Source organism: Pseudomonas sp. GW822-FHT07A10 (genome assembly GCF_058798795.1).
The window spans coordinates 1-24,719 of record NZ_JBXAKV010000027.1 but is presented as its reverse complement, the minus strand read 5'-3'; the positions used below and the strand labels follow the sequence as shown (position 1 = coordinate 24,719).

The 24,719-nt window shown below is 58.7% G+C and carries 29 protein-coding genes; 10 read left to right on the top strand and 19 right to left on the bottom strand.

Annotation, left to right across the window (positions count from 1 at the left end):
* Positions 1 to 8: 8 nt before the first annotated feature.
* Together AC1RL4_RS28650 and prlC are read right to left on the bottom strand one after the other, a co-directional pair.
* A complete protein-coding gene (locus tag AC1RL4_RS28650) occupies positions 9 to 296 on the bottom strand; it encodes a YheV family putative zinc ribbon protein (protein ID WP_018927249.1) in 288 nt (95 codons plus the stop codon).
* Positions 293 to 2,383 carry an oligopeptidase A gene (gene prlC / locus AC1RL4_RS28645; protein ID WP_429570983.1) on the bottom strand — a complete coding sequence of 697 codons (2,091 nt, stop codon included), beginning with the start codon at positions 2,381 to 2,383 and terminating at the stop codon, positions 293 to 295. Before prlC ends, AC1RL4_RS28650 begins: the two co-directional genes overlap by 4 nt.
* Positions 2,384 to 2,445: 62 nt before the next feature.
* Here prlC and AC1RL4_RS28640 point away from each other — a divergent pair, with 62 nt between their 5' ends.
* On the top strand, positions 2,446 to 2,991 hold the full coding sequence (locus AC1RL4_RS28640) for a gamma carbonic anhydrase family protein (RefSeq protein ID WP_007940736.1): 546 nt from the start codon (positions 2,446 to 2,448) through the stop codon (positions 2,989 to 2,991).
* Between the two features lie 45 nt (positions 2,992 to 3,036).
* A complete protein-coding gene (locus AC1RL4_RS28635; protein ID WP_230175612.1) occupies positions 3,037 to 3,687 on the top strand; it encodes an HAD family hydrolase in 651 nt (216 codons plus the stop codon).
* A 38-nt stretch (positions 3,688 to 3,725) separates the two neighbouring features.
* On the opposite strand, the gene AC1RL4_RS28630 is transcribed toward AC1RL4_RS28635, so the two are convergent.
* Positions 3,726 to 4,817, bottom strand: a complete 1,092-nt coding sequence (locus tag AC1RL4_RS28630; RefSeq protein WP_230175613.1) for an aminopeptidase — start codon at positions 4,815 to 4,817, stop codon at positions 3,726 to 3,728.
* 59 nt (positions 4,818 to 4,876) lie between these two features.
* On the opposite strand from AC1RL4_RS28630, the gene AC1RL4_RS28625 reads away from it, so the two are divergent.
* Together AC1RL4_RS28625 and AC1RL4_RS28620 are read left to right on the top strand one after the other, a co-directional pair.
* Entirely contained in the window at positions 4,877 to 5,293 is a 417-nt protein-coding gene (locus tag AC1RL4_RS28625; RefSeq protein WP_019580281.1) for a PA0061/PA0062 family lipoprotein, read from the top strand.
* A 40-nt stretch (positions 5,294 to 5,333) separates the two neighbouring features.
* Positions 5,334 to 5,753, top strand: coding sequence for a PA0061/PA0062 family lipoprotein (locus tag AC1RL4_RS28620; protein WP_018927244.1), 420 nt, complete (start codon positions 5,334 to 5,336; stop codon positions 5,751 to 5,753).
* 6 nt (positions 5,754 to 5,759) lie between these two features.
* Here AC1RL4_RS28620 and AC1RL4_RS28615 read toward each other — a convergent pair whose 3' ends face one another.
* Positions 5,760 to 5,993 (bottom strand): DUF1161 domain-containing protein, encoded by a 234-nt coding sequence (locus AC1RL4_RS28615; protein ID WP_019580280.1) that lies wholly within the window; start codon positions 5,991 to 5,993, stop codon positions 5,760 to 5,762.
* A 177-nt stretch (positions 5,994 to 6,170) separates the two neighbouring features.
* Entirely contained in the window at positions 6,171 to 6,602 is a 432-nt protein-coding gene (locus AC1RL4_RS28610; RefSeq protein WP_019580279.1) for an OsmC family protein, read from the bottom strand.
* Positions 6,603 to 6,841: 239 nt separating this feature from the next.
* Between AC1RL4_RS28610 and AC1RL4_RS28605 the strand changes: the two genes are divergently transcribed.
* On the top strand, positions 6,842 to 7,843 hold the full coding sequence (locus tag AC1RL4_RS28605) for an LLM class flavin-dependent oxidoreductase (protein ID WP_064615703.1): 1,002 nt from the start codon (positions 6,842 to 6,844) through the stop codon (positions 7,841 to 7,843).
* A 62-nt stretch (positions 7,844 to 7,905) separates the two neighbouring features.
* Here the strand turns inward: AC1RL4_RS28605 and AC1RL4_RS28600 are convergent, their stop codons facing one another.
* Both AC1RL4_RS28600 and AC1RL4_RS28595 read right to left on the bottom strand, forming a co-directional pair.
* Positions 7,906 to 8,130 carry a DUF1161 domain-containing protein gene (locus AC1RL4_RS28600; protein WP_230175614.1) on the bottom strand — a complete coding sequence of 75 codons (225 nt, stop codon included), beginning with the start codon at positions 8,128 to 8,130 and terminating at the stop codon, positions 7,906 to 7,908.
* Positions 8,131 to 8,260: 130 nt separating this feature from the next.
* On the bottom strand, positions 8,261 to 8,476 hold the full coding sequence (locus AC1RL4_RS28595; protein ID WP_018927240.1) for a dodecin: 216 nt from the start codon (positions 8,474 to 8,476) through the stop codon (positions 8,261 to 8,263).
* A gap of 156 nt (positions 8,477 to 8,632) precedes the next feature.
* Between AC1RL4_RS28595 and AC1RL4_RS28590 the strand changes: the two genes are divergently transcribed.
* Entirely contained in the window at positions 8,633 to 8,959 is a 327-nt protein-coding gene (locus tag AC1RL4_RS28590; RefSeq protein WP_019651183.1) for an ElaB/YgaM/YqjD family protein, read from the top strand.
* Here AC1RL4_RS28590 and AC1RL4_RS28585 read toward each other — a convergent pair.
* Positions 8,956 to 9,849, bottom strand: a complete 894-nt coding sequence (locus tag AC1RL4_RS28585; protein ID WP_018927238.1) for a LysR family transcriptional regulator — start codon at positions 9,847 to 9,849, stop codon at positions 8,956 to 8,958. The genes AC1RL4_RS28590 and AC1RL4_RS28585 overlap by 4 nt on opposite strands.
* Positions 9,850 to 9,961: 112 nt before the next feature.
* On the opposite strand from AC1RL4_RS28585, the gene trpB reads away from it, so the two are divergent.
* Complete coding sequence (gene trpB, locus AC1RL4_RS28580; RefSeq protein WP_018927237.1) at positions 9,962 to 11,197, top strand: tryptophan synthase subunit beta; 1,236 nt, start codon at positions 9,962 to 9,964, stop codon at positions 11,195 to 11,197.
* Positions 11,197 to 12,009, top strand: a complete 813-nt coding sequence (gene trpA, locus AC1RL4_RS28575; protein ID WP_019580275.1) for a tryptophan synthase subunit alpha — start codon at positions 11,197 to 11,199, stop codon at positions 12,007 to 12,009. The genes trpB and trpA overlap by 1 nt, the downstream gene beginning before the upstream one ends.
* Positions 12,010 to 12,096: 87 nt before the next feature.
* On the opposite strand, the gene AC1RL4_RS28570 is transcribed toward trpA, so the two are convergent.
* From AC1RL4_RS28570 to AC1RL4_RS28525, 10 genes are all read right to left on the bottom strand, one after another.
* The gene (locus AC1RL4_RS28570) at positions 12,097 to 14,058 is read right to left on the bottom strand and encodes a DUF7844 domain-containing protein (protein ID WP_019580274.1); all 1,962 of its coding nucleotides are present in this window, start codon (positions 14,056 to 14,058) and stop codon (positions 12,097 to 12,099) included.
* On the bottom strand, positions 14,055 to 14,375 hold the full coding sequence (locus AC1RL4_RS28565) for a DUF2388 domain-containing protein (protein WP_018927234.1): 321 nt from the start codon (positions 14,373 to 14,375) through the stop codon (positions 14,055 to 14,057). Before AC1RL4_RS28565 ends, AC1RL4_RS28570 begins: the two co-directional genes overlap by 4 nt.
* Before the next feature lie 27 nt (positions 14,376 to 14,402).
* The gene (locus tag AC1RL4_RS28560; RefSeq protein ID WP_018927233.1) at positions 14,403 to 14,720 is read right to left on the bottom strand and encodes a DUF2388 domain-containing protein; all 318 of its coding nucleotides are present in this window, start codon (positions 14,718 to 14,720) and stop codon (positions 14,403 to 14,405) included.
* A gap of 107 nt (positions 14,721 to 14,827) precedes the next feature.
* Positions 14,828 to 15,145, bottom strand: a complete 318-nt coding sequence (locus tag AC1RL4_RS28555; protein ID WP_019580273.1) for a DUF2388 domain-containing protein — start codon at positions 15,143 to 15,145, stop codon at positions 14,828 to 14,830.
* Between the two features lie 340 nt (positions 15,146 to 15,485).
* Positions 15,486 to 15,701, bottom strand: a complete 216-nt coding sequence (locus AC1RL4_RS28550; RefSeq protein ID WP_018927231.1) for a DUF1127 domain-containing protein — start codon at positions 15,699 to 15,701, stop codon at positions 15,486 to 15,488.
* Between the two features lie 325 nt (positions 15,702 to 16,026).
* Complete coding sequence (gene scpC / locus AC1RL4_RS28545; protein ID WP_019580272.1) at positions 16,027 to 17,520, bottom strand: succinyl-CoA:acetate CoA-transferase ScpC; 1,494 nt, start codon at positions 17,518 to 17,520, stop codon at positions 16,027 to 16,029.
* Between the two features lie 188 nt (positions 17,521 to 17,708).
* Positions 17,709 to 19,157 carry an NAD(P)(+) transhydrogenase (Re/Si-specific) subunit beta gene (locus AC1RL4_RS28540; protein WP_019580271.1) on the bottom strand — a complete coding sequence of 483 codons (1,449 nt, stop codon included), beginning with the start codon at positions 19,155 to 19,157 and terminating at the stop codon, positions 17,709 to 17,711.
* Positions 19,157 to 19,480 (bottom strand): NAD(P) transhydrogenase subunit alpha part 2, encoded by a 324-nt coding sequence (locus AC1RL4_RS28535; RefSeq protein WP_007940759.1) that lies wholly within the window; start codon positions 19,478 to 19,480, stop codon positions 19,157 to 19,159. Before AC1RL4_RS28535 ends, AC1RL4_RS28540 begins: the two co-directional genes overlap by 1 nt.
* Before the next feature lie 15 nt (positions 19,481 to 19,495).
* On the bottom strand, positions 19,496 to 20,617 hold the full coding sequence (locus AC1RL4_RS28530) for a Re/Si-specific NAD(P)(+) transhydrogenase subunit alpha (RefSeq protein WP_019580270.1): 1,122 nt from the start codon (positions 20,615 to 20,617) through the stop codon (positions 19,496 to 19,498).
* Positions 20,618 to 21,051: 434 nt separating this feature from the next.
* Entirely contained in the window at positions 21,052 to 21,951 is a 900-nt protein-coding gene (locus tag AC1RL4_RS28525; RefSeq protein ID WP_018927227.1) for a LysR family transcriptional regulator, read from the bottom strand.
* Between the two features lie 157 nt (positions 21,952 to 22,108).
* Between AC1RL4_RS28525 and AC1RL4_RS28520 the strand changes: the two genes are divergently transcribed.
* Entirely contained in the window at positions 22,109 to 23,290 is a 1,182-nt protein-coding gene (locus tag AC1RL4_RS28520) for an acyl-CoA dehydrogenase (RefSeq protein ID WP_019580269.1), read from the top strand.
* 13 nt (positions 23,291 to 23,303) lie between these two features.
* Positions 23,304 to 24,524, top strand: coding sequence for a CaiB/BaiF CoA transferase family protein (locus AC1RL4_RS28515; protein WP_028940048.1), 1,221 nt, complete (start codon positions 23,304 to 23,306; stop codon positions 24,522 to 24,524).
* A 7-nt stretch (positions 24,525 to 24,531) separates the two neighbouring features.
* Here AC1RL4_RS28515 and AC1RL4_RS28510 read toward each other — a convergent pair.
* Positions 24,532 to 24,719 (bottom strand): hypothetical protein (locus tag AC1RL4_RS28510; protein ID WP_493120658.1); only part of this gene is annotated, 188 nt, incomplete at its 5' end.

The following is a 24,719-nucleotide window of genomic DNA, read 5'->3' as shown; positions in this document are numbered from 1 at the left end:
TTCGATACTCAGTGTTGCTCGTCAGGCTTTTTCTTCAGCTTCGGGTTCGGGAAAAACTGCACGGCCTGAACCTTGGCGTCCGGCACCTTGAGTGCCGAGGTGTTAACCCGGGTGCCCAATTCCTTGGGCACCGACAGGCCTTGTTCATTCAGCGTGTCGGAATAACCGCAGGCCACACACTCGCGATGTGGAACGGTATCTTCGTTCCACATCATCAACTTGTCGGGCTCGCTGCAGGCCGGGCAGACCGCCCCGGCGATAAAGCGTTTTTTGGTAATCACAGGTCCCTCACTCATGCTGCCGCGTCCTCGGTCAGGCCGCTGTGGCGCAAGAGTGCGTCAATCGATGGCGCACGGCCACGGAAGTCGACGAACAGCACCATCGGTTCCTGGGAACCACCTCGTGCCAGGATCGCTTCGCGGAAGGCACGACCGGTCTGGGCATTGAGCACGCCGTCTTCTTCGAACTTCGAGAAGGCATCGGCCGACAATACTTCTGCCCATTTATAGCTGTAGTAACCCGCTGCGTAACCACCGGCGAAGATGTGGGCGAAGCTGTTGGGGAAACGGTTGTAGGCCGGTGGACGCATGACCGAAACCTCATCACGCACGCCTTCGAGCACTTGCAGCACGCCGCGGCCGTCGCCGTGGGTGGCGTGCAGCTCGAAGTCGAACAGCGAGAACTCCAGTTGGCGGACCATCATCAGGCCGGACTGGAAGTTCTTCGCCGCGAGCATTTTCTCCAGCAGATCCTGAGGCAACGGTTCGCCGGTTTCGTAGTGACCGGAAATCAGTGCCAGACCTTCCGGCTCCCAGCACCAGTTTTCCATGAACTGGCTTGGCAGCTCGACCGCATCCCAGGCCACGCCGTTGATGCCGGACACACCAGCGTGCTCGACGCGGGTCAGCAGGTGATGCAGGCCGTGACCGAATTCATGGAACAGGGTGGTCACTTCGTCGTGGGTCAGCAGGGCTGGTTTACCGCTGTCGGCTGGGGTGAAGTTGCACACCAGGTTCGCCACCGGGCTTTGCAGCACACCATTGATTGTGCGGCGGTGATCGCGGGCGCCGTCCATCCAGGCACCGCCACGCTTGTTGGCGCGGGCATAGAGGTCGAAGAAGAAGCGGCCGACGTGCTGGCCGTTTTCCTTGATTTCGAACAGGCGAACGTCCGGGTGCCAGGTATCGAAGCCTTTCAGCTCGGCGATCTCAATGCCGTACAGGCGCTGGACGATGGCGAACAGCCCACCCAGAACCTTGTCGATCGGGAAGTACGCGCGAAGGGTTTCCTGGGCAACGCTGTAGCGCTGCTCGCGAAGTTTTTCACCGTAGAAACCGCTGTCCCAGCTTTGCAGGTCCGGGCAACCCTGTTCGGCGGCGTAGGCCTTGAGCTGCTCCAGATCCCGGACGGCGAACGGCTTGCTGCGCTTGGCCAGGTCGCGCAGGAAGCTGAGAACCTGATCGCTGGATTCGGCCATTTTGGTCGCCAGACTCAGCTCCGAGAAGCTGGTGAAACCCAATAGTTTTGCCAGTTCCTGACGCAGGTCGAGGATTTCTTCCATGACCGGGCCGTTATCGTTCTGACCGGCATTCGGGCCTTGGTCCGACGCACGGGTGCAGTAGGCGGCGTAGACTTCTTCGCGCAGGGCGCGGTCCTGGGCGTAGGTCATCACCGCGTAGTAACTCGGGAATTCCAGGGTGATCAGCCAGCCGTCGAGGTCTTTGGCTTGCGCGGCGGCGGCCATCTGCGCCTTGGCCGAATCGGTCAGGCCAGCGAGGGCGGCTTCGTCAGTGATGTGCTTGGTCCAGGCCTGAGTGGCGTCGAGCAACTGGTTGGAGAAGCGACTGCCCAGCTCCGACAGTTTGCTCTGCACGTCGGCATAACGCTTTTGTTCGGCTTCAGGCAGGTCGATACCCGACAGGCGGAAGTCACGCAGGGCGTGCTCCAGGATGGTTTTCTGCGCCACGTCGAAACCGGCGGCCTCAGGACTGTTCGCCAGCGCTTCATAGGCCTGAAACAGTTCACGGTTCTGGCCCAGCTCGGTGGCGTAGGTGCTCAGGGCCGGCAGGCAGGACTCGTAAGCCTCGCGCAACTCAGCGCTGTTGCACACGGCATTGAGGTGGCTGACCGGGCTCCAGGCGGCGCCCAGACGATCGTTGAGTTCGTCCATCGCCAGCACCAGGCCGGCCCAGGTCGGTTGTTTGGCCTGGGTCTTGAGGATTTCGACAATGGCGGCGCGGTTGTCAGCCAGGATTTTTTCAATGGCCGGTTGCACGTGTTCGGCACGGATCGCCGAGAACGGCGGCAGGTCGTAGGACTGCAGAAGAGGGTTGTTCACGCTCACGGTTGGCACCTTGGCTGGAAAACATGCGGGAAGAAACATGCGCCCATCTTAATTACAATCGACGTTCACCGCAGCTATCGGCAACAGAGAGAAACCCTATCGTGACCCTTCGCAAGTATCAGAACTACACGCCGCTGCTGGGCAAAGGCGCTTTTGTCGACGGCTCGGCAGTGGTGATCGGCGACGTCGAAATCGGCGAAGACAGCTCCGTCTGGCCGCTGACGGTGATCCGCGGCGACATGCATCGCATCCGGATCGGTGCGCGCACCAGCGTGCAGGACGGCTGCGTGTTGCACATCACCCATGCAGGGCCATTCAACCCCGATGGCTTTCCGTTACTGATCGGCGACGATGTGACCATCGCGCATAAAGTCATGCTTCATGGTTGCGCCGTGGGCAACCGGATTCTGATCGGCATGGGCAGCATCGTCATGGACGGTGCGGTGGTCGAGGACGATGTGATCATCGGCGCCGGTAGCCTGGTGCCACCGGGTAAGCGCCTGGAAAGCGGTTTTCTTTATGTCGGGAGCCCGGTGAAACAGATCCGGCCGCTGACGGACAAGGAAAAAGCCTTTTTCACCTACAGTGCAGCGAATTACGTGAAGCTCAAGGACCTGCATCTGGCCGAAGGCTACGACCAGCTCTAAGCCTCTTGATAACGGAAAGCGTCTCGCTATTGCTCAGGAATTTCCATGCATTACCAAACCGTACTGTTCGACCTCGATGGCACGCTGACCGACCCGCGCGAAGGCATCACCCGCTCCATCCAGTTCGCCCTGAGCAAACTGGGTATCGATGAACCGGACCTGACCAGGCTCGAACATTTCATTGGCCCGCCATTGTTGCAGGCGTTCATGCAGTTCTATGACTTCGACGAACCCAAGGCCTGGGAGGCAGTGAACTTCTATCGTGAACGCTTCAAGGTCACCGGCCTGTATGAAAACCGTGTGTTCGACGGGGTTATACCGTTGCTGGAAACCCTCGGTGGGCAAGGGCGACAGCTGTACATCGCGACCTCCAAGCCATGGGTTTTCGCCCGGGAAATTGCCCGGCACTTCGACTTCGCCAAGCATTTCAAGATGATTTATGGCAGTGAGCTGGATGGCACGCGGACCAACAAGGTCGAGCTGATTGCACACTTGATGGCCGAAGAAGGTCTCGACCCGGCCAATACGCTGATGATCGGCGACCGTAAGCACGACCTGATCGGTGCCCGCAGCAATGGGCTGGACGCGGCAGCGGTGGGTTATGGGTTTGGCAGCCGGGAAGAATTGAGCGCCGAAGCACCGGCGTATCACTTCGAGACGCTGGATGAGTTGCATCAGGCGTTTTTGCAGCGCTGATCAAATCCCTTCGCGGGCAAGTCCGCGAAGGGGCCCGTTCAGCCACCGGAATTCGCTGATCCTGCCAACGCCCTCAACGCCGCCTTGCGCTCCCCAACCGGCAACGTGCCCACCTTCTCCACTGCCGCATAAAACCTCACCCAATCCCCATCGACCTGCCTGAACAGTGCGGTAAACGCTGGCACCCACTGGTCATACAAACCAAACGGCAATAATCGGGCGTTGTTCATCGGGGCGTTGATCCATGCATCGTAGCGATTGTTGCCAGCCCATTGGCAGTCGCGCAGGGTCCTGTACTCACGGCGCAGTTGTTCGAACTCGGCCGCTTTTCGCTCACGCATTTGGTCGGTCGGCAGCGGCAAGGCGTAAAGCCGTTCAAGCCGGGTGCGGGTGTCCAGAATCAATTGGATGAACTGGTCGCGTTGGCGTACCAGCGCTCCATTATCCGGCGGCATGTCTCGGAATGCGCGCCATTGGCGAGTGCCTTCCTGTTCGACGAACGTGGCGAAGGACTCGTTGAACTCGGTGTCGTCTTTCACATAAAAACGTTGGTGCGCGAGTTCGTGAAAAATCAGCGTGGCCAACCGTTCGTCGCCCCACGCCATCATCGAGCTAATAATCGGATCGTTGAACCAACCGAGCGTCGAATAGGCCTCGACGCCGCCGATCGACACGTCCATACCTTGCAGGCGTTGCAAGGCGGCCTCACCGCGAGCAGCACTCTGACTGTAAAAACCGCGATAAGCGACGCAGCCGGCAACGGGGAAGCAATGGTTCTGCGGCTTGAGCGAAAACTCCGGCGTGGCGAAGACATTCCAGACTACATACGGTCGGCCGATGTCGGCGTACAAACGGTAGCTCTGGTTGTCCGGCAGATGCAGGTGTTGGCTGGCGAACGTTCGGGCCTTTTGTGACTGGGCCAGGTGCGCACGCAATTGCCGGTCGCGGTCGGGGTCGGCAATCACATTGGCAATCGGTTCCCGGGCCCGCAGCAAGTGCAGCTGACCACTGGCCAATTGGCCGTAATAGCTGACGCTCGCGCAGCCGTTGAGCGACAAAAGAAAAACACCCGGAAACAAAATGCGTAAAACGCGATCAAGTAACCCAAGGCTTGGACGCGGCCTGATCAAAATAAAAAAATTCCTGGAAAGTCTGCCCGCAAGACTATCCCGCCTATTGGAGCTCCGCTATGCGCAAATTGATGCTGACGGGAGGCCTGCTGATGCTGGCCGGCTGTGCCGGATTGCCCACCCCTGATCCTTCGCAGGCCTGGATCGATCTGGATTCACGGCAGGAGGACACCGCGCTGCAAGCGCTGGAAGTCGATAACAAGGCTTCCATCGACAAGCGCTATTTCCAGGTGCAGCCCGGCAGCCATGAGCTGAAGGTTCGCTACTTGTTTGCGGTCCAGCCGACCAACATTGGCCCCGATGCCGAGCCGTTGTGGCGTGACTGCCAGTTGAATGTGAAATTCAAGGACTTCAACGCCGGGCAGCGGTATCAGCTGCAAGCGGGGAATATCGGCTTTCGGCCGTGGGCAAAGCTTTATGATCAGCAGCGAAAAGTGATTGGGCAGGGTAAGCCAGCGGGCTGCCAACGCACCTGATCGGCGCTATGCTGAATGACCAGTCCTTGGGATATTCATCATGCGCAGGTTGTTGCTGTTGCTCGCTGCAGGTGCCTTTGTCGGCTGCACGAGTCCGTTGCCGGCGGTCAATCCGCAGATGGCCTGGGTCGACTTCGCTACGCCAGTTCCCGGCGGGAAACTGCTGATGGCCGATCGTCTGGACAACCAGCGGTTGAGCGATGGCCGTTACTTTCAGGTCACCCCGGGTAGTCATGAGCTCAGGGTACGTTTTGACTTTGAAGTGTTTGGCGGAGGGCCGGGTTTGCTGAACACTCCTCTGGAGCGAATATGCTACCTGACCATCAATTACGACCATTTCGAGGCCGGCCAGCGTTATCTGCTGGAAGCTCGCTCCATAGCGTTCACCCCCAGCGCCCGGCTGTATAACGCCAAGCGGGAGATTGTCGCCGAAGATCGCGAGAGCTACTGCCTCATGTGAGGTGAATCAACTGTCATTTTTTTGGTAGATGACTTTCTTCGTGCCGCTTTCGCACGTGCCGACCACCATATTCTGATCGTGCACTTCGTCGTTGGTGACGATTTCCAGGGTGTAGGACGAAACGTTATTGGCCTGGATCTTGGCTTCGATCTCGGCCTTGAGTTCTTCACAGGATTTCGGTGCCGCGAGGGCCGATGTGGCCAGCGTGCAACAGATAACCGCCAAGGCAAAACGTTTCATGGTTGAAGCTCCCTTGAGGCAGCGCGCACGGTGATGCGCTAAAGCTGCTGTCATTTATTCGACCACAATTACGCCAGCCAGGTTTTGTTTCAACGCAAAAAAGATCGCAGTTTTCGACAGCGCCTACCGATCAATCAATAATCCAGGCGCTGCCGACGGCTGCGATCTTTTATCGGTTTAGCTGACCAGCGTCGCATCCAGGCTGATTTTCGCATTCAGCACCTTGGACACCGGGCAGCCCTCTTTGGCCTTGTTGCTCAGTTCTTCGAATTGCGCCTGGGTCGCCCCGGGGATTTTCGCCTTGAGGATCAGTTTCACCGCGGTGATTGCAAAGCCACCGTCCACCTGGTCCAGGGTAACTTCGGCGTTGGTGTCGATGCTGTCGGCCTTGAGGCCGGCCTCACCGAGAATCATTGAAAACGCCATGGAGAAACAGCCAGCGTGGGCCGCGCCGATCAACTCCTCCGGATTGGTGCCTTTACCGCCTTCGAAACGGGCCTTGAAGCCGTAGGGCGCTTCTCTGAGTACACCGGTTTCCGTGGAAATCGTGCCGATGCCGGTCTTCAGATCACCTTCCCAATGAGCCGATGCTTTCTTTGTGATAGCCATGTCTCTGCCTCCTCAAAATCCGGCGCGAACCGTCACGCCTTCGTGATTTTCTGTTGTCAGGGTTCTGAGGATAGACCGTCAGACAAAGTTCACCTCATCCGATCAGTCCGCTCATTGCGCAGGAATTTAGTCTCTTCTATTGAAACTCGGGTATATGCCCTCATTGCATAGAACACGCTTATAGCCTCGGCAGGTTTTCGTTGGTGAAAAACCTGCTTACCCATTGGAGAAGCAGGTTTATGAAACGACTGTCTGAGATCAAGTTTTCGACCCTCGATCTGGTGCCCGTGCGCGAGAACGGCAGTGCGGCCCAGTCTCTGCGCAATTCCCTGGACCTGGCGCAGCACGTCGAAAAATTCGGCTACAACCGCTTCTGGGTCGCCGAACACCACAATATGGACGGGATCGCCAGTTCGGCGACCTCGGTGCTGCTGGGCTATCTGGCCGGCGGCACTTCGACCATACGCGTCGGTTCGGGGGGCGTGATGCTGCCCAACCATGCGCCACTGGTGATCGCCGAGCAGTTCGGCACCCTTGAAAGCCTGTATCCAGGCCGGATCGACCTGGGCCTGGGGCGCGCGCCCGGCTCCGATCAAATGACCGCCCGCGCTTTGCGTCGCGAGCGTTCCGGCAGCGCCGACGATTTCCCGGAAGACGTGGCCGAGTTGATGCGCTACCTCGGCCCACGCACGCCGGATCAGCGGATCATTGCCATGCCGGGTACCGGCACCAATGTCCCGGTCTGGTTGTTGGGTTCGAGCCTGTTCAGTGCGCAGCTGGCCGGTGAGCGCGGATTGCCCTACGCCTTCGCTTCACATTTCGCACCGCGCTTCATGCATGAAGCGATTCGCGTCTACCGCAATCACTTCAAGCCATCAGCGGTGTTGGATAAGCCTTACGTGATGCTCGGTGTGCCGCTGGTGGCGGCAGACACCGACGAGCAGGCCGATTACCTGGCCACTTCGGTGTACCAGCGGATTCTTGCGTTGATGCGTGGCCAGAGCCTGGTGCAACGCCCACCCGTGAAGACCATGGACGGCCTGTGGCTGCCCCATGAGAAAGAAGCGGTCGGTGATTTCCTGGGGCTGGCGATGGTCGGCAGCCCGCAGAAAATCCGCGCCAAGCTTGAGGTGCTGATCGAACAGACCCAGGCGGATGAACTGATTTTCACCTGTGATCTGTATGAACATGCCGATCGCGTGCACTCCTATGAACTGTTGGCGCAGGTCATGAAGGGCTGACACTTAAACGACATCCACAAAAAGCCGACGCCGTGGCGTCGGCTTTTTGTTATTGAGGGAAGTCAGCCCTGTTTGTAAACGATTACCTTGGAGCCCTTCTCACATTTCCCGACGACTTTTCCACCGGCAGCAGTGCTTTTGTCGACGATCTCCAGTGAGTAATTGGAAACACCCTTGGCGTCCAGTTTTGCAGCGATTTCGGCTTTCAGCTCTTCACACGACTTGACCTGGGCAAAGGCTGTTCCCGCAAGGCTCAACAAACCTACCGCCAGAATAAACTTCTTCATGGGTTGCACTCCTTGGTCGAATCAATAGAGGGAGGGCATCCAGCTACCGACTGGATGCGCTCACCCTGTAGCGCTTTGCTGTTTCCTATGGCATTCAGTCGGCGCGCAAGTTCAGACGGCTGGCTCAAACTCAGCTGCTGGCAATCCGGAACCCGACTTTGAGTGTCACCTGGAAGTGTGCAGCTTTGCCGTCCTTGATATGCCCGCGGGTTTCGGTCACTTCAAACCATTCCATGTACTTGAGGCTTTTGTTGGCTTCGGCCAGGGCGTTGTTGATGGCGTCTTCAATGCTGCTGGTGGACGAGCCAACCAGTTCGACTTTCTTGTAGGTGTGATGGTCAGACATGGCGTTCTCCTTGAGGTGTGAAATACAGCCTAGCAGTGATTTTTCTGATTTCTTCTGTCGACCAATCCGTAGTGACGTTCAGATTTACTGCACTTTCTCGAACCCCTGAAGTCCCAACCAACACACGTCACTCATCAACAATGCAGGAGAGCCATCATGGCCAACACGTCGTTACGCAACGCCTCATTGCAAAGCATGGAAGCCGAGATCGAGAGTCTGTTGAAATCGTTGGAAAGCTTGAAGGACGACGCCTCGGACGAGTCGCGTAAAACTCTCAAGACGTTGAAAAGCAACGCTGAGAACGCGCTGAAACACTCGCGCCATCTGCTTGCCGATGCCTATGAAGAGGTCAAGGTCAAAACCCGTGAAACCGGAATCGCGACACGTGACTACGCCCAGGAACACCCTTGGACTACAGCCGGTGTTGCCGTTGGTGCGCTGGGATTGCTCGCGGCCTACTTATTGTTCAAGCGTGGTCATTAAGGTGTCTGGCGCAGTTCGTTTTTAAGCCACTGCGCCAACTGCCGAGCGCGCCCGTCCGCGGCGCGCTTGGGGAGCCACAACGCCAGTTGCGCCGGGGTTTCACGGAAGCCCCATGGCGCAACCAGGCGACCGGCCTTCACGTCTTCGGCCACCAGCGGCTCGGGCGCGATGGCCACGCCCAGCCCGGCCACTGCCGCTTCCAGCAAATAATACAAATGCTCGAAGCCCTGACCGTACTTCAGCGCCTTGTCGTCGAGGCCGCTTTGCTGTGCCCAGATCGGCCAGGCTTGCGGACGTGAGGTGGTGTGCAGCAAGGGTTCGCTCAACAGTGTGCTTGCTGGTGCGTTTCGTAGCCTTTCGTAGCCGGCAAATCGCGGGCTCATGACCGGGCCGATTCGTTCGCTCACTAACTCGTAGACCTGCATATCTGCCGGCCATGGCGGCTCGGCAAACACCAGCAGGGCATCCAGACCGGGTCGTCGTGGATCGAGATCGCCTTCGCCAGCCGACAGGTGCAAGCGCAGATCCGGCAGGTCCGCATTCAGGCGCCCCAAACGCGGAATGAACCAGCGCGCCAAAAGACTGCCCGAGCAGCCGAGCACGAACGGCGCATCGGCGGTGCTTTGGGTCAGCTCGGCGCAAACGCTGCGCAAACGCTCGAAGGCTTCGCCGCTGGCATCGCGCAATCGAACGCCGGCATCTGTGAGTTTAAGGCCGCGTCCATCCTTGATGAAAAGGCTCACGCCGAGGTGTTCCTCCAGTACCTTGAGTTGCCGGCTGACCGCGCCATGGGTGACGTGCAGCTGTTCGGCAGCCTGACTGACGCTGTTCAGGCGGGCAGTGGCTTCGAAGGCGCGAAGCGCGTTCAGCGGGGGGAGGTCATGGCTCATGGGATCTGTGAGTTTTCCTGACAGGTTGCGGCGATCTTATCGGTTTTCAGCGTGGGATGTCAGGGGTAGAGTGAACCCCATCGTCACCTCTCGAATACAACTGGAGCGACCCATGACCCAGACTAATCTGCGCAACGGCCCCGACGCCAACGGCCTGTTTGGCGCGTTCGGTGGCCGTTACGTCGCCGAAACCCTGATGCCGTTGATCCTCGATCTGGCCCGTGAATACGAAGCAGCCAAGGAAGATCCGGCATTCAAAGAAGAATTGGCCTACTTTCAGCGTGATTACGTCGGACGTCCAAGCCCACTGTATTTCGCCGAACGCCTGACTGAGTTCTGCGGTGGCGCGAAAATTTACCTCAAGCGCGAAGAGCTGAACCACACCGGCGCGCACAAGATCAACAACTGCATCGGCCAGATCCTGCTGGCGCGGCGCATGGGCAAGAAACGCATCATCGCCGAGACCGGCGCCGGCATGCACGGTGTGGCGACCGCCACCGTGGCCGCGCGTTTCGGCCTCGAATGCGTGATCTACATGGGCACCACTGACATCGAACGTCAGCAAGCCAACGTGTTTCGCATGAAGCTGCTGGGCGCCGAAGTGATCCCGGTAGTCGCGGGCACCGGCACCCTCAAAGACGCAATGAACGAAGCCCTGCGTGACTGGGTGACCAACGTCGACAGCACTTTCTACCTGATAGGCACCGTGGCCGGTCCGCACCCGTACCCGGCCATGGTTCGCGACTTCCAGGCCGTCATCGGCAAGGAAACCCGCGAGCAGTTGCAAGCCCAGGAAGGTCGTCTGCCAGACAGCCTGGTGGCGTGCATCGGCGGCGGTTCCAATGCCATGGGCCTGTTCCACCCGTTCCTCGATGACAAGAGCGTCGAGATCATCGGCGTCGAAGCGGCCGGCTACGGCATCGAAACCGGCAAGCACGCGGCCAGCCTGAACGGTGGCGTACCAGGCGTGCTGCACGGTAACCGTACGTTCCTGTTGCAGGACGATGATGGCCAGATCATTGACGCGCACTCGATTTCAGCCGGTCTCGACTATCCAGGCATCGGCCCTGAACACGCCTGGTTGCATGACATCGGCCGCGTCCAGTACACCTCGGTGACCGACGACGAAGCCCTCGACGCATTCCATAAGTGCTGCCGCCTGGAAGGGATTATTCCTGCACTGGAAAGCGCCCATGCCTTGGCCGAAGTGTTCAAGCGCGCACCGACCCTGCCGAAAGATCACCTGATGGTGGTCAACCTGTCCGGCCGTGGCGACAAAGACATGCAAACCGTGATGCACCACATGGAAAACTCTCAACAAGTGCAGTCCAAGCAGGAGAAACACTGATGAGCCGCCTGCAAACGCGTTTTGCCGAACTCAAGGAACAGAACCGCGCCGCCCTGGTGACCTTCGTGACCGCCGGCGATCCGAGCTATGACACGTCCCTGGCGATCCTCAAAGGTTTGCCCGGTGCTGGTGCTGATGTGATCGAGTTGGGCATGCCCTTCACCGATCCGATGGCCGACGGCCCGGCGATCCAGCTGGCCAACATCCGTGCTTTGGGCGCCAAACAGAACCTGGCGAAAACCCTGCAAATGGTTCGCGAGTTCCGCGAAGGCAACAGCGAGACTCCGCTGGTGTTGATGGGTTACTTCAACCCGATTCACATGTACGGCGTGCCGCGTTTCATCGCTGAAGCCAAAGAAGCCGGTGTCGATGGCCTGATCGTGGTCGACATGCCGCCAGAACATAACGCTGAATTGTGCGACCCGGCACAGGCGGCGGGCCTGGACTTCATCCGTCTGACCACTCCGACGACTGACGATGGGCGTCTGCCGACCGTTCTGAATGGCAGTTCCGGATTTGTTTACTACGTGTCGGTAGCGGGTGTGACCGGTGCGGGTGCGGCGACTCTGGAACATGTCGAAGAGGCCGTCACCCGTCTGCGTCGCCATACCGATCTGCCGATCAGTATCGGCTTCGGTATTCGCACACCGGAACAGGCAGCGGCCATCGCGCGTCTGGCCGATGGTGTGGTGGTGGGATCGGCGCTGATCGATCACATCGCCAACGCCTCGACCCCGGATCAGGCTGTGGAGGGCGTACTCAGCCTGTGCGCGGCCTTGTCCGATGGCGTGCGTAAAGCGCGGGTCAGCTGAAAGTAAGAGAGGAATTAGTGCCTCGCGGCACAGCACATACAGCAAGACCGAGGGCTTCAGGACTACGTTCTGAAGCCCTTTTTGCTTTCAGGGCAACTCCAACCCACCCGCAGCCTTGTGCAACTTCCTCAAATGTTCGCCAACCTGTTTCAGGTTCTCTTCGTTGGCGGCCATTTCAGCAGCGCGGCTTGGCTCGAGCAGCGCTCGCACTTCCTTGTCGAGGTCCCCGGTCAGCACTTGAAGCTGCTTCTGACGCAGATTGCTTTCCGACTCCAGGCGTGTCCACTCGTTCGGCTGCGGCAAGCCATAGCCACCAGTGCCGAGCAGTTCGGCCGGACGGCTGAGGAAGCCGCTATTGGCGAGAATCTGCTGCAAGGTCGCGTTGGCTTTATCCATACCGCCGTTATTCAATTCCCGAGCGCCCAGGTAGCGCTGTTTGACTTCGTCCTGAGCCAACACTAATTGTTGGCGGAAGCTCGCCTGCTCCAGTAACAGCAATGCCGCGCTGGTGCGCAGGTCCGCCTGGTCAATCCATTTGCGGCGCTCATCAGCTTTCAATGCCAGCCAGTCTTCGACCTTTTCCTGCTTGATCGGCAAATGCTTTTTCAGCACCTCGAACATCGCTTGATAACGCTCGCGGAAGGAGTCGAAGCGATAGCCCAGGCGTAACGCTTCGCGAGGGTCGTCGAGCACGCTGGTATCCGCCAGTCCGCGGCTCTTGAGTACTTCCAGCAAGCCGTTGGGCATGATGCTGTCGAGCCCTGTCAACTGGGCGTTATTGCTGCCGCTGCGCAGCAGTTTCAGGCTTTCCACGGCGCAGTTGTTGGACAGGAAGAAGTAATTGCCGTCGTAACTCCAGTGCATCTCGGCGGCGTGTTCCACCACATCTTCGATCTCGCTGCGCGACAGGTTCAGCGGTACCGAGGCCAGGCTGCGCAGTTCGGTCTTGGTGTATTCGTCGATCACCTGGGCCAGCGGCAACACAAACAGGCGCGATGGGTATTTGCCCACCAGCCCATCCCAACTCGACAACTGTACGTCGCCGACGAAGGCGCGGTAGGACAGCACCAGATGTTGATCCAGATCGAGGCGGCAATCCGGCCCGCGAGGCCGACCGGGCGCGCAGATCACCAGTCGCAGCATGCTGTGACCCCAGCGGCTGACCCAGTTCTGGTTGGCTTCTGCCAGCAGATAGTCGACGGCATACACCCGTTCCGGATCGACCTGGCCCAAGGGCTGTTTGGCGAAATCGTTACCCGCATTGAGGAAGGCGAATGATCGGGCGCAGGTGTCTTTGGCGGCGGGCGCCCAGCCGAAGTGTTCTTTGTAGTAGCGATACAGCGCAGGGCGACGGCAGGCATAGCTTGGGTCGAGGAGGAAGTACTCCATGTTGACCGCGACGAACTCCTTCGGGCTGCTCGTCTCGTAGATGTCCGGGCTGCGGGCAATCTGCCGGTTGTGCTGTTCGCGCTCACCGCGCCGACCGACGTATTGCGGCCAGCCGGCCAGATCGAGCAGGCGAGGGTCGTCGCTGAGGGTCCAGCGTCGGTCGGTCTGTCCGCGGCACTGATCCGGGATGCCGATCAGTCCGGAGCTGCTGTTACGTTGTGTGCAGCGCTGGATCAGTGTGCGCTCGGCGTCCGGCCACAGGCGTGCGCGGTCGTAGATGTGGGTGAGCTCGTGCAACACCGTGGCGAGCAGTTCCTGGCGCACGGTGCCGTGGGGACGATAGGTTTTTTTGGTCGCGGCGCTGCCGTCGGTGAGGCTGGCGAGCAGGTTGCGATTCAGGTCGAGCTCGGACACCAGCGATGCCTGGCCATAGGCATTGCTCGGCATGTTGTCGGTCCAGCCGACATCGATGTGCCGGTCCAGCTGCTCGATGAAGCGTGGCGGTAACGCCTGCATGGCTTCATCGAGCAGCGCCTGACTGGCCTGCTGTTGCGCGGGGCTCAGGCCTTCGGTCTTGAGCCGTAATTGCAGGCCGGCCTGGGCCGTGTTGCCAAGCAGCAACACAACCCCGGCCAGCAGCCAGGCGCTTAGTGATTTCACAGTGCGAGGATGGCTTCGGCGAGAACCTGATCACTGGCGTCGCGGGCTTCCGGTACGCGGGTGCGCAAGGTGTCGAAGGCCGCTTCCAGGTGTGCACCACGGATTTCACCCTCGCTGGCGACGAAACTGGCCGCATCGTCGTGGGCTTCACGGACGATCTTCGAATCACGGATGGACGTGGTGGTATCGGAAGTGAAATCAAGCGTGCGCTGGGAGGCACGAATGATCATGTTACTGGTGGCTACCAGGGTGTGGGCCTGGGCCACGTCGGCCAACAACAGCAGGCCAAGGGTGGCAGCAATCAGCGGGCTACGCATGGAGTGACTCCGGAGAAACAAGGATAACTATTGGACGAGAATTGCCTGCGCCAGTTCAAGGTCGCTGGCATGAAGTTTTGGCTGGGTCCGGCGCAGGTAGATCAAGGCCGATTCCAGTTGTGCTCCTCGCAGTTGGCCGTCACTGGCGATGAACGCTGCAGCGTCATCCCGGGCGGCGATCAGCATTTTATGGTCGAAGGGCGCGGAGGTCACCATGCTGGTGGCGTAACCACTGGCTACGGTGCCTTGTGTAGACAGGTTGAAAGCGTCGAAGGCATGGGCTGAACCCGACCAGCAGGCCGCGAGAAAAACCGGAGTGATCAACAGACTTGAAAGAAAACGCATGAGGCTCGATAGCTGAAAGCGAGCCCCAAGGCTAGCGCAATGCCCGGGCTAGAGCCAGCGCCGAAACATTGGGACACGACGGGCGTGTCCCGGTTCAGCGCAGTTGCCTAGATCGTCAGGATGGCCTGGGCCAGCTGTGCGTCGGTCGCATTCAGTTGTGGAGCCTGTTGGCGGATATGGTTGAGCGCGCTTTCCAGTTTCACGCCACGGATGGCACCTTCACTGGCAACGAAGCTGGCGGCATCGTCACGGGCAGCACGGACGATTTTGTTGTCGCGAAAGGAGGACGAGATATCCGAAGTCGCGTCGGAGGAAGCCTTCAGGCCATTAACGATGGAGTCGGTGGTCACGATAAAACTGGAGGCGTGGGCATTGGCAGCCATGGCAAGCAGGGCTGCAGCGCTGAGCAGGCGAAGGGGGGACATGAGGTAGCTCCTTTGGATAGACCGATAGAGAGGTGGCACAGGATCAGACGCCTGTCGTCTTAAAGCGTTCGCCACGTTTTATACAGATATTAGGCCTGCATACATCGGTTAGAACAGTCCCGCTTGTTCATGCAGGCGAGCGCAGACACACATAAAATAAACTGTACTGGTTGTTTTTATATATTTAAAAACTGTAACTGTCGGTGATTTTCTCTTCTGTACGCCCCCAATATGAAGCCCTGAAACGACAAAACCCGTCGTGGTTTCCCACGACGGGTTCTGTTTGTTCAATTCGGGTTGCTGGCGGTGGACCCGGTGGGTCAGAGCCAGCGACGCTAACTTAGCGCCAGAACGGCTTGCTCAGCTCTTCGTAGCGTTGTGCTTCGCTAATCCCGGCGTCAGCCAGCAGACGCGAATCCAGGCGAGCCAGTTGATGGCGGCTGGAGATGCGGCGCTGCCACAGCATCAGGTTGGCGATAACGCGCAAAGGCAGGGAAGCCTGGGTTTTTGCAGCAGTGTCTTCGAAGAACAGCTCGGAACTGAGTGTACGTTCCATGGTTGACATCCTTCCGCTTATGGCGGGATTAGGTAGTGGTTTAACTTTGACTGATGCCAATGATCCTCTCGTTTGGCCAGTCTCTGTAGATACAGTTCACCTGTATTGTGAGAGACCAGTTAACTGTTAAACGGTGGTGTACTGGTCTAAATTGAGGCAACTGTACCTATCGGCACCATTGTGGTGCATTTATAGGGGTTAGGCTGGAAAAGGTAGGCAATTACGGTAGGAAAAGACCGGTACAGCAGTACAGTTTTTGATTGAAAAGAATGCTGCAACAGCGAGCTGACGAAACTGTGTTTGCGTCAGCTGCTATCTGTATCAATTACACCGCCAGCATGCGCCCGGTTTCTTCCAGGTTCATGTGCCAGCTCAGTGCGTCACGCAGGATATGCGGGGTATGCCCGCCGACTGCGCAAGCAGCAGTGAAGTAGTCATTCAGGGCCGGGCGATAGTCCGGGTGAACACAGTTATCGATAATGACGCGGGCACGCTCACGCGGCGCCAGGCCTCGGAGGTCGGCCAGGCCGATCTCGGTCACGAGAATATCGACGTCATGTTCTGTGTGATCGACGTGGCTGACCATGGGAACCACGCTGGAAATCGCCCCGCCCTTGGCGATCGACTTGGTGACAAAAATCGCCAGGTGCGCATTGCGCGCGAAGTCGCCCGAGCCGCCGATGCCATTCATCATCCGCGTGCCGCAGACGTGAGTGGAGTTGACGTTGCCGTACAGGTCGAACTCCAGCGCAGTGTTGATGCCGATGATGCCCAGGCGCCGCACCACTTCGGGGTGATTGGAGATTTCCTGGGGGCGCAGCACCAGCTTGTCCTTATAGTGCTCCAGATTCCCGAATACATCGGCATTGCGCCGGCTCGACAGGGTGATCGAACTGCCCGAAGCGAAGCTCAACTTGCCGGCGTCGATCAAATCGAAAGTCGAATCCTGCAGCACTTCGGAGTACATAGTCAGGTCTTCGAATGGCGAGTCGATCAAGCCGCACATCACCGCGTTGGCGATACTGCCAATACCGGCTTGCAGCGGGCCGAGTTTGTTGGTCATGCGACCGGCAGCCACTTCTTGCTTGAAGAAGTCGATCAGGTGGTCGGCGATGGCCTGGGTGTCCACATCCGGCGGCAGCACAGTAGAGGGCGAGTCGGATTGATTAGTGATCACGATCGCGACGATTTTTTCCGGCGGTATCGGGATGGCAGTGCTGCCGATACGGTCATCGACCTTCACCAGTGGAATAGGCGTGCGGGTAGGCCGGTAGGTAGGGATATAGATGTCGTGCAAGCCTTCGAGATTCGGGTTGTGCGCCAGATTGATCTCGACGATCACGTGTTTGGCGAAAATCGCGAAGCTGGCCGAGTTGCCTACCGAAGTGGTCGGCACTATATGGCCCTGCTCGGTGATCGCCACGGCTTCGATCACCGCGATGTCCGGCAGCTTGAGTTGCTGGTTACGCAGCTGCTCTACGGTTTCCGACAGGTGCTGGTCGATGAACATGACTTCGCCGGCATTGATCGCCTTGCGCAGAGTGCTGTCCACCTGGAACGGCATGCGTCGCGACAGTACACCGGCTTCAGTCAGCTGTTTGTCGAGGTCGTTGCCCAGGCTGGCGCCGGTCATCAAGCTTATTTTCAGCGGCGTGACCTTGGCGCGCTCGGCCAGTGCATGAGGCACGGCCTTGGCTTCGCCGGCTCGGGTAAAGCCGCTCATGCCGACGGTCATGCCGTCCTGAATCAGAGCGGCAGCGTCGGCGGCGCTCATTACCTTGTCCAACAATGAAGGCAAGCGAATACGGTCACGGTACATGATTGTTATCTCGGGCAACGGAAGCAAGGTGCGCAGTCTAGTGAATTCGAGCGGTGCCCGTCCCGCTACCAAGGTCGCATTCGGGGCGTCTATTCCGGTGCTTTCAGGCAAAACACCTTTACAGGATCGGTAACAGACGCAAACAAAAACGCCCCGACGAGTCGGGGCGTTCAGGTTGCCGAAGGGGTTTACTCGACGGCTTTAACCATGTCTTCGATGACTTTCTTGGCGTCGCCGAAAACCATCATGGTCTTGTCCAGATAGAACAACTCGTTGTCCAGGCCGGCATAGCCGCTGGCCATCGAGCGCTTGTTGACGATGATGGTCTTGGCCTTGAACGCTTCGAGAATCGGCATGCCGGCAATCGGCGATTTCGGGTCGTTCTTGGCTGCCGGGTTCACCACGTCGTTGGCGCCGAGCACCAGCACCACGTCGGCCTGGCCGAACTCGGAGTTGATGTCTTCCATCTCGAACACCTGGTCGTAAGGCACTTCGGCCTCGGCCAGCAATACGTTCATGTGGCCAGGCATCCGGCCGGCAACCGGGTGAATCGCATACTTCACGGTTACGCCGCGGTGGCTCAGTTTCTCGGTTAGCTCTTTAAGCGCGTGCTGCGCCCGTGCTACCGCCAGGCCATAGCCTGGAACGATGATCACGGTGTCGGCGTTGGTCAGCAGGAAGGTGGCGTCATCAGCCGAACCGGATTTCACCGGACGGGCTTCTTTGGAGCCCGCCGGGCCAGCATCCGCGGTGTTGCCGAAGCCGCCGAGCAGTACGTTGAAGAACGAACGGTTCATCGCCTTGCACATGATGTACGAGAGGATCGCACCGCTTGAGCCCACCAGCGAGCCGGCAATGATCAGCATCGAGTTGTTCAGCGAGAAGCCGATACCCGCTGCTGCCCAACCGGAGTAGCTGTTGAGCATCGACACCACGACGGGCATGTCGGCGCCGCCGATCGGGATGATGATCAGCACACCCATCACGAAGGCCAGGGCCAGCATCAGGGCAAAGGCGCTGAAGTTTCCGGTCAGCATGAACGTGACACCCAGTGCCAGCGTCGCCAGACCCAACAGCAGGTTCAGTTTGTGCTGACCGCTGAACTGTACTGGTGCGCCCTGGAACAGGCGGAACTTGTACTTGCCCGACAGCTTGCCAAACGCGATCACCGAACCGGAGAAGGTGATTGCACCGATGGCCGCGCCGAGGAACAGCTCCAGACGGTTACCCGCCGGAATCGAATCGCCCAGATGTTTAACGATGCCCAACGATTGCGGCTCGACGACGGCTGCAATGGCGATGAACACCGCTGCCAGACCGATCATGCTGTGCATGAAGGCGACCAGCTCCGGCATTTTGGTCATTTCAACGCGCTTGGCCATGATCGAACCGGCGGTACCGCCGGCCAGCAGACCGACGATGACGTAGCCGATGCCGGCGGTAGCACCGCCTTGCTCAATGGAGAGCGCCGCCAGCTTATAGATGAGACCGATGGTGGTGAGGATCGCCAAGGCCATGCCGAGCATGCCGTACACGTTGCCGCGCCGCGACGTGGTCGGGTGCGACAGGCCTTTGAGGGCCTGGATGAAGCAGATCGACGCGATCAGGTACAGCGTCGTTACCAGATTCATGCTCATTACTTGGGCGCCTCTTCTTGTACGGCTTTCGGGGCTTTTTTCTTGAACATCTCAAGCATGCGACGGGTGACCAGGAAACCACCGAACACGTTCACGGCCGCCAGAGCCACCGCCAGGGTGCCCATGGTTTTGCCCAATGGTGTTACGGTCAAAGCGGCCGCCAGCATCGCGCCGACAATCACAATCGCCGAAATGGCGTTGGTCACCGCCATCAATGGCGTGTGCAGTGCAGGTGTAACGTTCCAGACCACGTGATAACCGACATAAATCGCCAGCACGAAGATGATCAGGTTGTAGATACCGGGGGAGATAAGCTCTTCCATCGTCTGAATCCCTGCTTAGGCGTTTTTGCGGATGACTTGGCCGTCGCGGCACATCAGGCACGCGGCGACGATGTCGTCTTCTAGGTTCACTTCGAACTGGCCTTCCTTGTTGAAGACCAGCTTCAGGAAGTCCAGCAGGTTGCGTGCGTACAGCGCCGAAGCGTCTGCCGCCACCGCACCGGCCAGATTGGTCGGGCCGACAATGGTCACGCCATTCGAGACCACGACCTGGTCCGCCACGGTCAGCGGGCAGTTGCCGCCCTGGGCTGCGGCGAGGTCGATAACCACCGAGCCTGGCTTCATCTGCGCCACAGTTTCGGCGCTGAGTAGTGTCGGCGCCTTGCGGCCCGGGATCAGTGCCGTGGTGATGACGATATCAGCCTGCTTGGCGCGTTCGTGTACGGCCAGGGCCTGACGCTGCATCCAGCTGGCCGGCATGGGACGCGCGTAACCGCCGACACCGACGGCGCATTCGCGCTCTTCATCAGTTTCGTACGGCACGTCGACGAATTTCGCACCCAGGGATTCGATTTGCTCCTTCACCGCAGGACGCACATCGGACGCTTCGATCACGGCACCCAGACGTTTCGCGGTGGCGATCGCCTGCAGACCGGCCACGCCGGCACCGAGAATCAGCACGCGCGCCGCTTTCACGGTGCCCGCAGCGGTCATCAGCATCGGCATGAAGCGAGGGTAGTAGTGAGCGGCCAGCAATACGGATTTGTAACCGGCGATGTTAGCTTGGGAGGACAGCACGTCCAGGCTCTGGGCGCGGGAGGTGCGTGGCGCAGCTTCCAGCGCAAACGCGGTAATGCCGCATTCGGCCAGTTTGGCGATGGTTTCATTGCTGAACGGGTTGAGCATGCCCACCACGACGGTGCCGCTCTTGATCAGCGTCAGTTCGCTGTCGCTGGGGGCGACCACCTTGAGAATCAGCTCGGCACCAAACGCATCGGTGGCGCTGCCAATGGTTGCGCCTGCCGCTTCATAAGCACTGTCGACAACGCTGGCGTTAATGCCGGCGCCGCTTTGTACAGTGACCTTATGACCCTGGCCGATCAGCTTCTTGATGGTTTCCGGGGTTGCAGCAACCCGTGTTTCACCCGTTTGGGTTTCGAGAGGAACACCAATGTGCACGTCAAATCTCCTGCGTGATCTTATTGAGTAAACCCAGGCACTTCGGATGGTGCGGCTGGGGCGGCCGATCAGCACGATCCCGCCAAATCAGGGCGGGGCGCGGCATTTTGCAGGCGAACTTTGTGCCCTTCAAGGGATTATGACGGGTGACGGAAAATTAACTACAAGTCACCCCGTGACCGAATGTCGCACCTTTCCGTTAAATCCCTTGCAGGCCGTGGCTTCTAAGGATTTTTGCCAAAATTCAAGAATTTACACATCCGCACGGTGAATAGGTTGTCATTGCCTGCCAATAGAGGCTCAAAGCCACGTACTCAAACGCTTGTGGGACGTTTGTGCTGTTTGTCGGTACAGTCTGTCAATATGCGACAAATACTTATATCTGTAGTGCTTTTGTTTTGCTGACTACGCGGTCAACTAATGGGTGTGAGCCTTTATCCTTCTAGGTTGTAGCTGTGTGCCTGATTTACCAGCCAATCGCGAAAAGCCTTCAAAGAGGCTGATTCGACCTTTCGATCAGGAATCATCAGGTAGTAGGCCTTGATGCTCGATAGTGCTTGGGTATTGGCAATGACCAGACGCTTCTCCGCCAATTCGCGTTGAATCAGGAATGGCGGAATCAGCGCGATCCCCATGTCATGCATCGCTGCTTGGGCGAGCATGGAGAATAGCTCGTAACGCGGTCCTGTCATGTCTCGCGGGATATTCAGGTTCTGGGAGTTGAACCATTGGCGCCAGGCATAAGGGCGAGTGGTCTGTTGCAGCAAGGGCAGCTCGGCGATTTCACCGGGGCTCAGGTTGGTTTTTTGGCCCAGCAGCGTGGGGCTGCACACCGGCATCGGGTTCTCGCCCATTAACCTGTGGGATTCGGTACCTGGCCAGTCGGCGTCGCCGAAATAAATGGCGGCATCGAAGTCGGTGTCGGCAAACAGGAAGGGGCGCGTACGGTTGGTGAGGTTGACTGTCACCTCCGGGTGTTTGTGCTGGAAATCCTTGAGTCGTGGCAGCAGCCATTGAGTGCCGAAGGTCGGAACCACCGCCAGTTCGATCGAGTTGGCTCCTTGTTGGCCCATCACTGACAAGGTGTCCCGTTCAACCGCGTCGAGTTGGGTGGCCACCCTGCGGCTGTAGGAAAGCCCGGCTTCTGTCAGCTTCACTCCGCGCCGTGAACGCCGGAAAAGCTCGACATTGAGGAACTCCTCGAGGCTGGCGATCTGTCGGCAAATCGCTCCCTGAGTGAGAGAAAGCTCCTGGGCCGCCTTGGTAAAGCTCTCGTGGCGCGCTGCCGCTTCAAAGCTGATCAGGGCTGTTGTGCTGGGGATCTTCCTGCGCATGTACGTCAACCTCACTAATGCATTGCATAAAGGCGATTTTGCAACGTTTCGAAGTGAGAAATTAGCACAACAGTATGCGAAAACCTCGTTTGCCGGGACGCCGAACCCGGCCTAGGATCAATCCACGTTATTTGACCTGATTCGAGAGGACTCACTCATGGGCGGTAAAGCTAGCTTCAACTGGATCGATCCCCTGTTGCTGGATCAACAGCTCACTGAAGAAGAACGCATGATTCGCGACACGGCCGAGCAGTTTGCTCAGCAGAAGCTCGCACCGCGTGTTCTCGAAGCTTTCCGTCATGAGAAGACTGACCCGGCGATCTTCCGTGAGATGGGTGAGGTGGGTCTGCTGGGTGCGACCATCCCTGAGCAATACGGTGGCAGCGGCCTGAACTATGTCAGCTACGGCCTGATTGCCCGTGAGGTCGAGCGTGTCGACTCCGGCTATCGCTCGATGATGAGTGTGCAGTCTTCGCTGGTCATGGTTCCGATCAATGAATTCGGCACCGAAGCACAGAAGCAGAAATACCTGCCGAAGCTGGCCACGGGTGAATGGATTGGTTGCTTCGGTCTGACCGAGCCCAACCACGGCTCCGACCCGGGCGCGATGATTACTCGTGCACGCAAAGTGGACGGTGGCTACAGCCTCACCGGCAGCAAGATGTGGATCACCAACAGTCCGATCGCTGATGTATTCGTGGTTTGGGCCAAGGACGATGCGGGCGACATTCGTGGCTTTGTACTGGAGAAGGGCTGGAAAGGTCTGAGCGCTCCGGCGATTCACGGCAAGGTCGGCTTGCGTGCATCCATCACCGGCGAAATCGTCATGGACAACGTGTTTGTTCCTGAAGAGAACATCTTCCCGGATGTCCGTGGTTTGAAAGGCCCTTTTACCTGCCTTAACTCGGCGCGTTACGGCATTTCCTGGGGCGCACTGGGCGCTGCCGAGTTCTGCTGGCACACCGCTCGCCAGTACACCCTGGATCGTCAGCAGTTTGGTCGTCCATTGGCGGCCACTCAATTGATCCAGAAGAAGCTGGCCGACATGCAGACCGAAATCACTCTGGCGCTGCAAGGCTGCCTGCGTCTGGGGCGTATGAAAGATGAAGGCACTGCCGCGGTCGAGATCACTTCGATGATGAAGCGCAACTCCTGCGGCAAGTCCCTCGACATCGCCCGCATGGCGCGCGACATGCTGGGTGGCAATGGTATCTCCGATGAGTTCGGTGTGGCCCGCCACCTGGTCAACCTCGAAGTGGTGAATACCTATGAAGGTACGCATGACGTCCATGCGCTGATCCTCGGTCGCGCGCAGACCGGCCTCCAGGCGTTCTATTAATAGGAGAACGGCCATGGGCGCGCTTTCGCATCTACGGGTACTGGATTTGTCGCGGGTGCTCGCCGGGCCTTGGGCCGGGCAGATCCTTGCGGACCTTGGCGCTGACGTCATCAAGGTCGAGCGCCCGGGCAATGGCGATGACACGCGTGCCTGGGGGCCTCCGTTCCTTAAAGACGCGTATGGCGAGAACACTAGCGAGGCGGCCTATTACTTGTCCGCCAACCGCAACAAGCAATCGGTGACCATCGACTTCACGCGGCCAGAGGGTCAGCGGCTGGTGCGTGAGTTGGCGGCGAAGTCGGATATCCTCATCGAGAACTTCAAGGTCGGTGGTCTTGCGGCGTATGGGCTGGACTACGAGTCGCTAAAGGTGGCCAATCCGAAGCTGATCTATTGCTCGATCACCGGGTTCGGTCAGACCGGCCCGTATGCCAAGCGTGCGGGTTATGACTTCATGATCCAGGGCTTGGGCGGTCTGATGAGTTTGACCGGTCGCCCCGAAGGAGATGAAGGTGCAGGCCCGGTGAAAGTCGGCGTGGCGCTGACAGACATTCTGACTGGGCTCTATTCAACGGTAGCGATCCTGGCTGCGCTGGCTCATCGGGATCATGGTGGTGGCGGTCAGCACATTGATATGGCATTGCTGGACGTTCAGGTGGCGTGTCTGGCGAACCAGGCGATGAACTACCTGACTACGGGCATTGCGCCTAAGCGCCTGGGTAACGCCCATCCGAATATCGTGCCTTATCAGGACTTCCCTACAGCCGATGGCGACTTCATCCTCACCGTGGGTAATGATGGGCAGTTCCGCAAATTTGCGGAGGTGGCCGGGCAGCCGCAGTGGGCGGATGATCCGCGTTTTGCGACCAATAAGTTAAGGGTGGCAAATCGGGCGGTGCTGATCCCGCTGATCCGCCAGGCGACCGTGTTCAAGACCACTGCTGAATGGGTGGCGCAGTTGGAGCAGGCAGGCGTGCCGTGTGGACCGATCAATGATTTGGCCCAGGTGTTTGCGGACCCTCAGGTTCAGGCTCGTGGGTTGGCTATTGAGCTGCCTCATGCTTTGGCCGGGATCGTACCTCAAGTTGCGAGCCCGATACGCCTGTCCGAGACGCCAGTGGAGTACCGTAGCGCACCTCCTTTATTGGGTGAGCACACGCTGGAGGTTTTGCAGCGGGTATTGGGTCTGGATGCCGGTGCAGTCGCTGCTTTCAAAGAGGCGGGGGTGCTCTGAAGTCCTCTTATATATAGAGGGAGTGGTTTTGCTCTCCTTTATAGAAGAAAAGCGGGCGGTTTTCCGGCTTTTTGCAAGCTATTGATAGAAAAGCCAAATTAGAGGTTGACGGCAGATTCTGGACGTCTATAATTCGCCCCACTTCCGGCGCAGTCGAAACGGAAAACTCCTTGGTAAACAACGAGTTACGCAGTT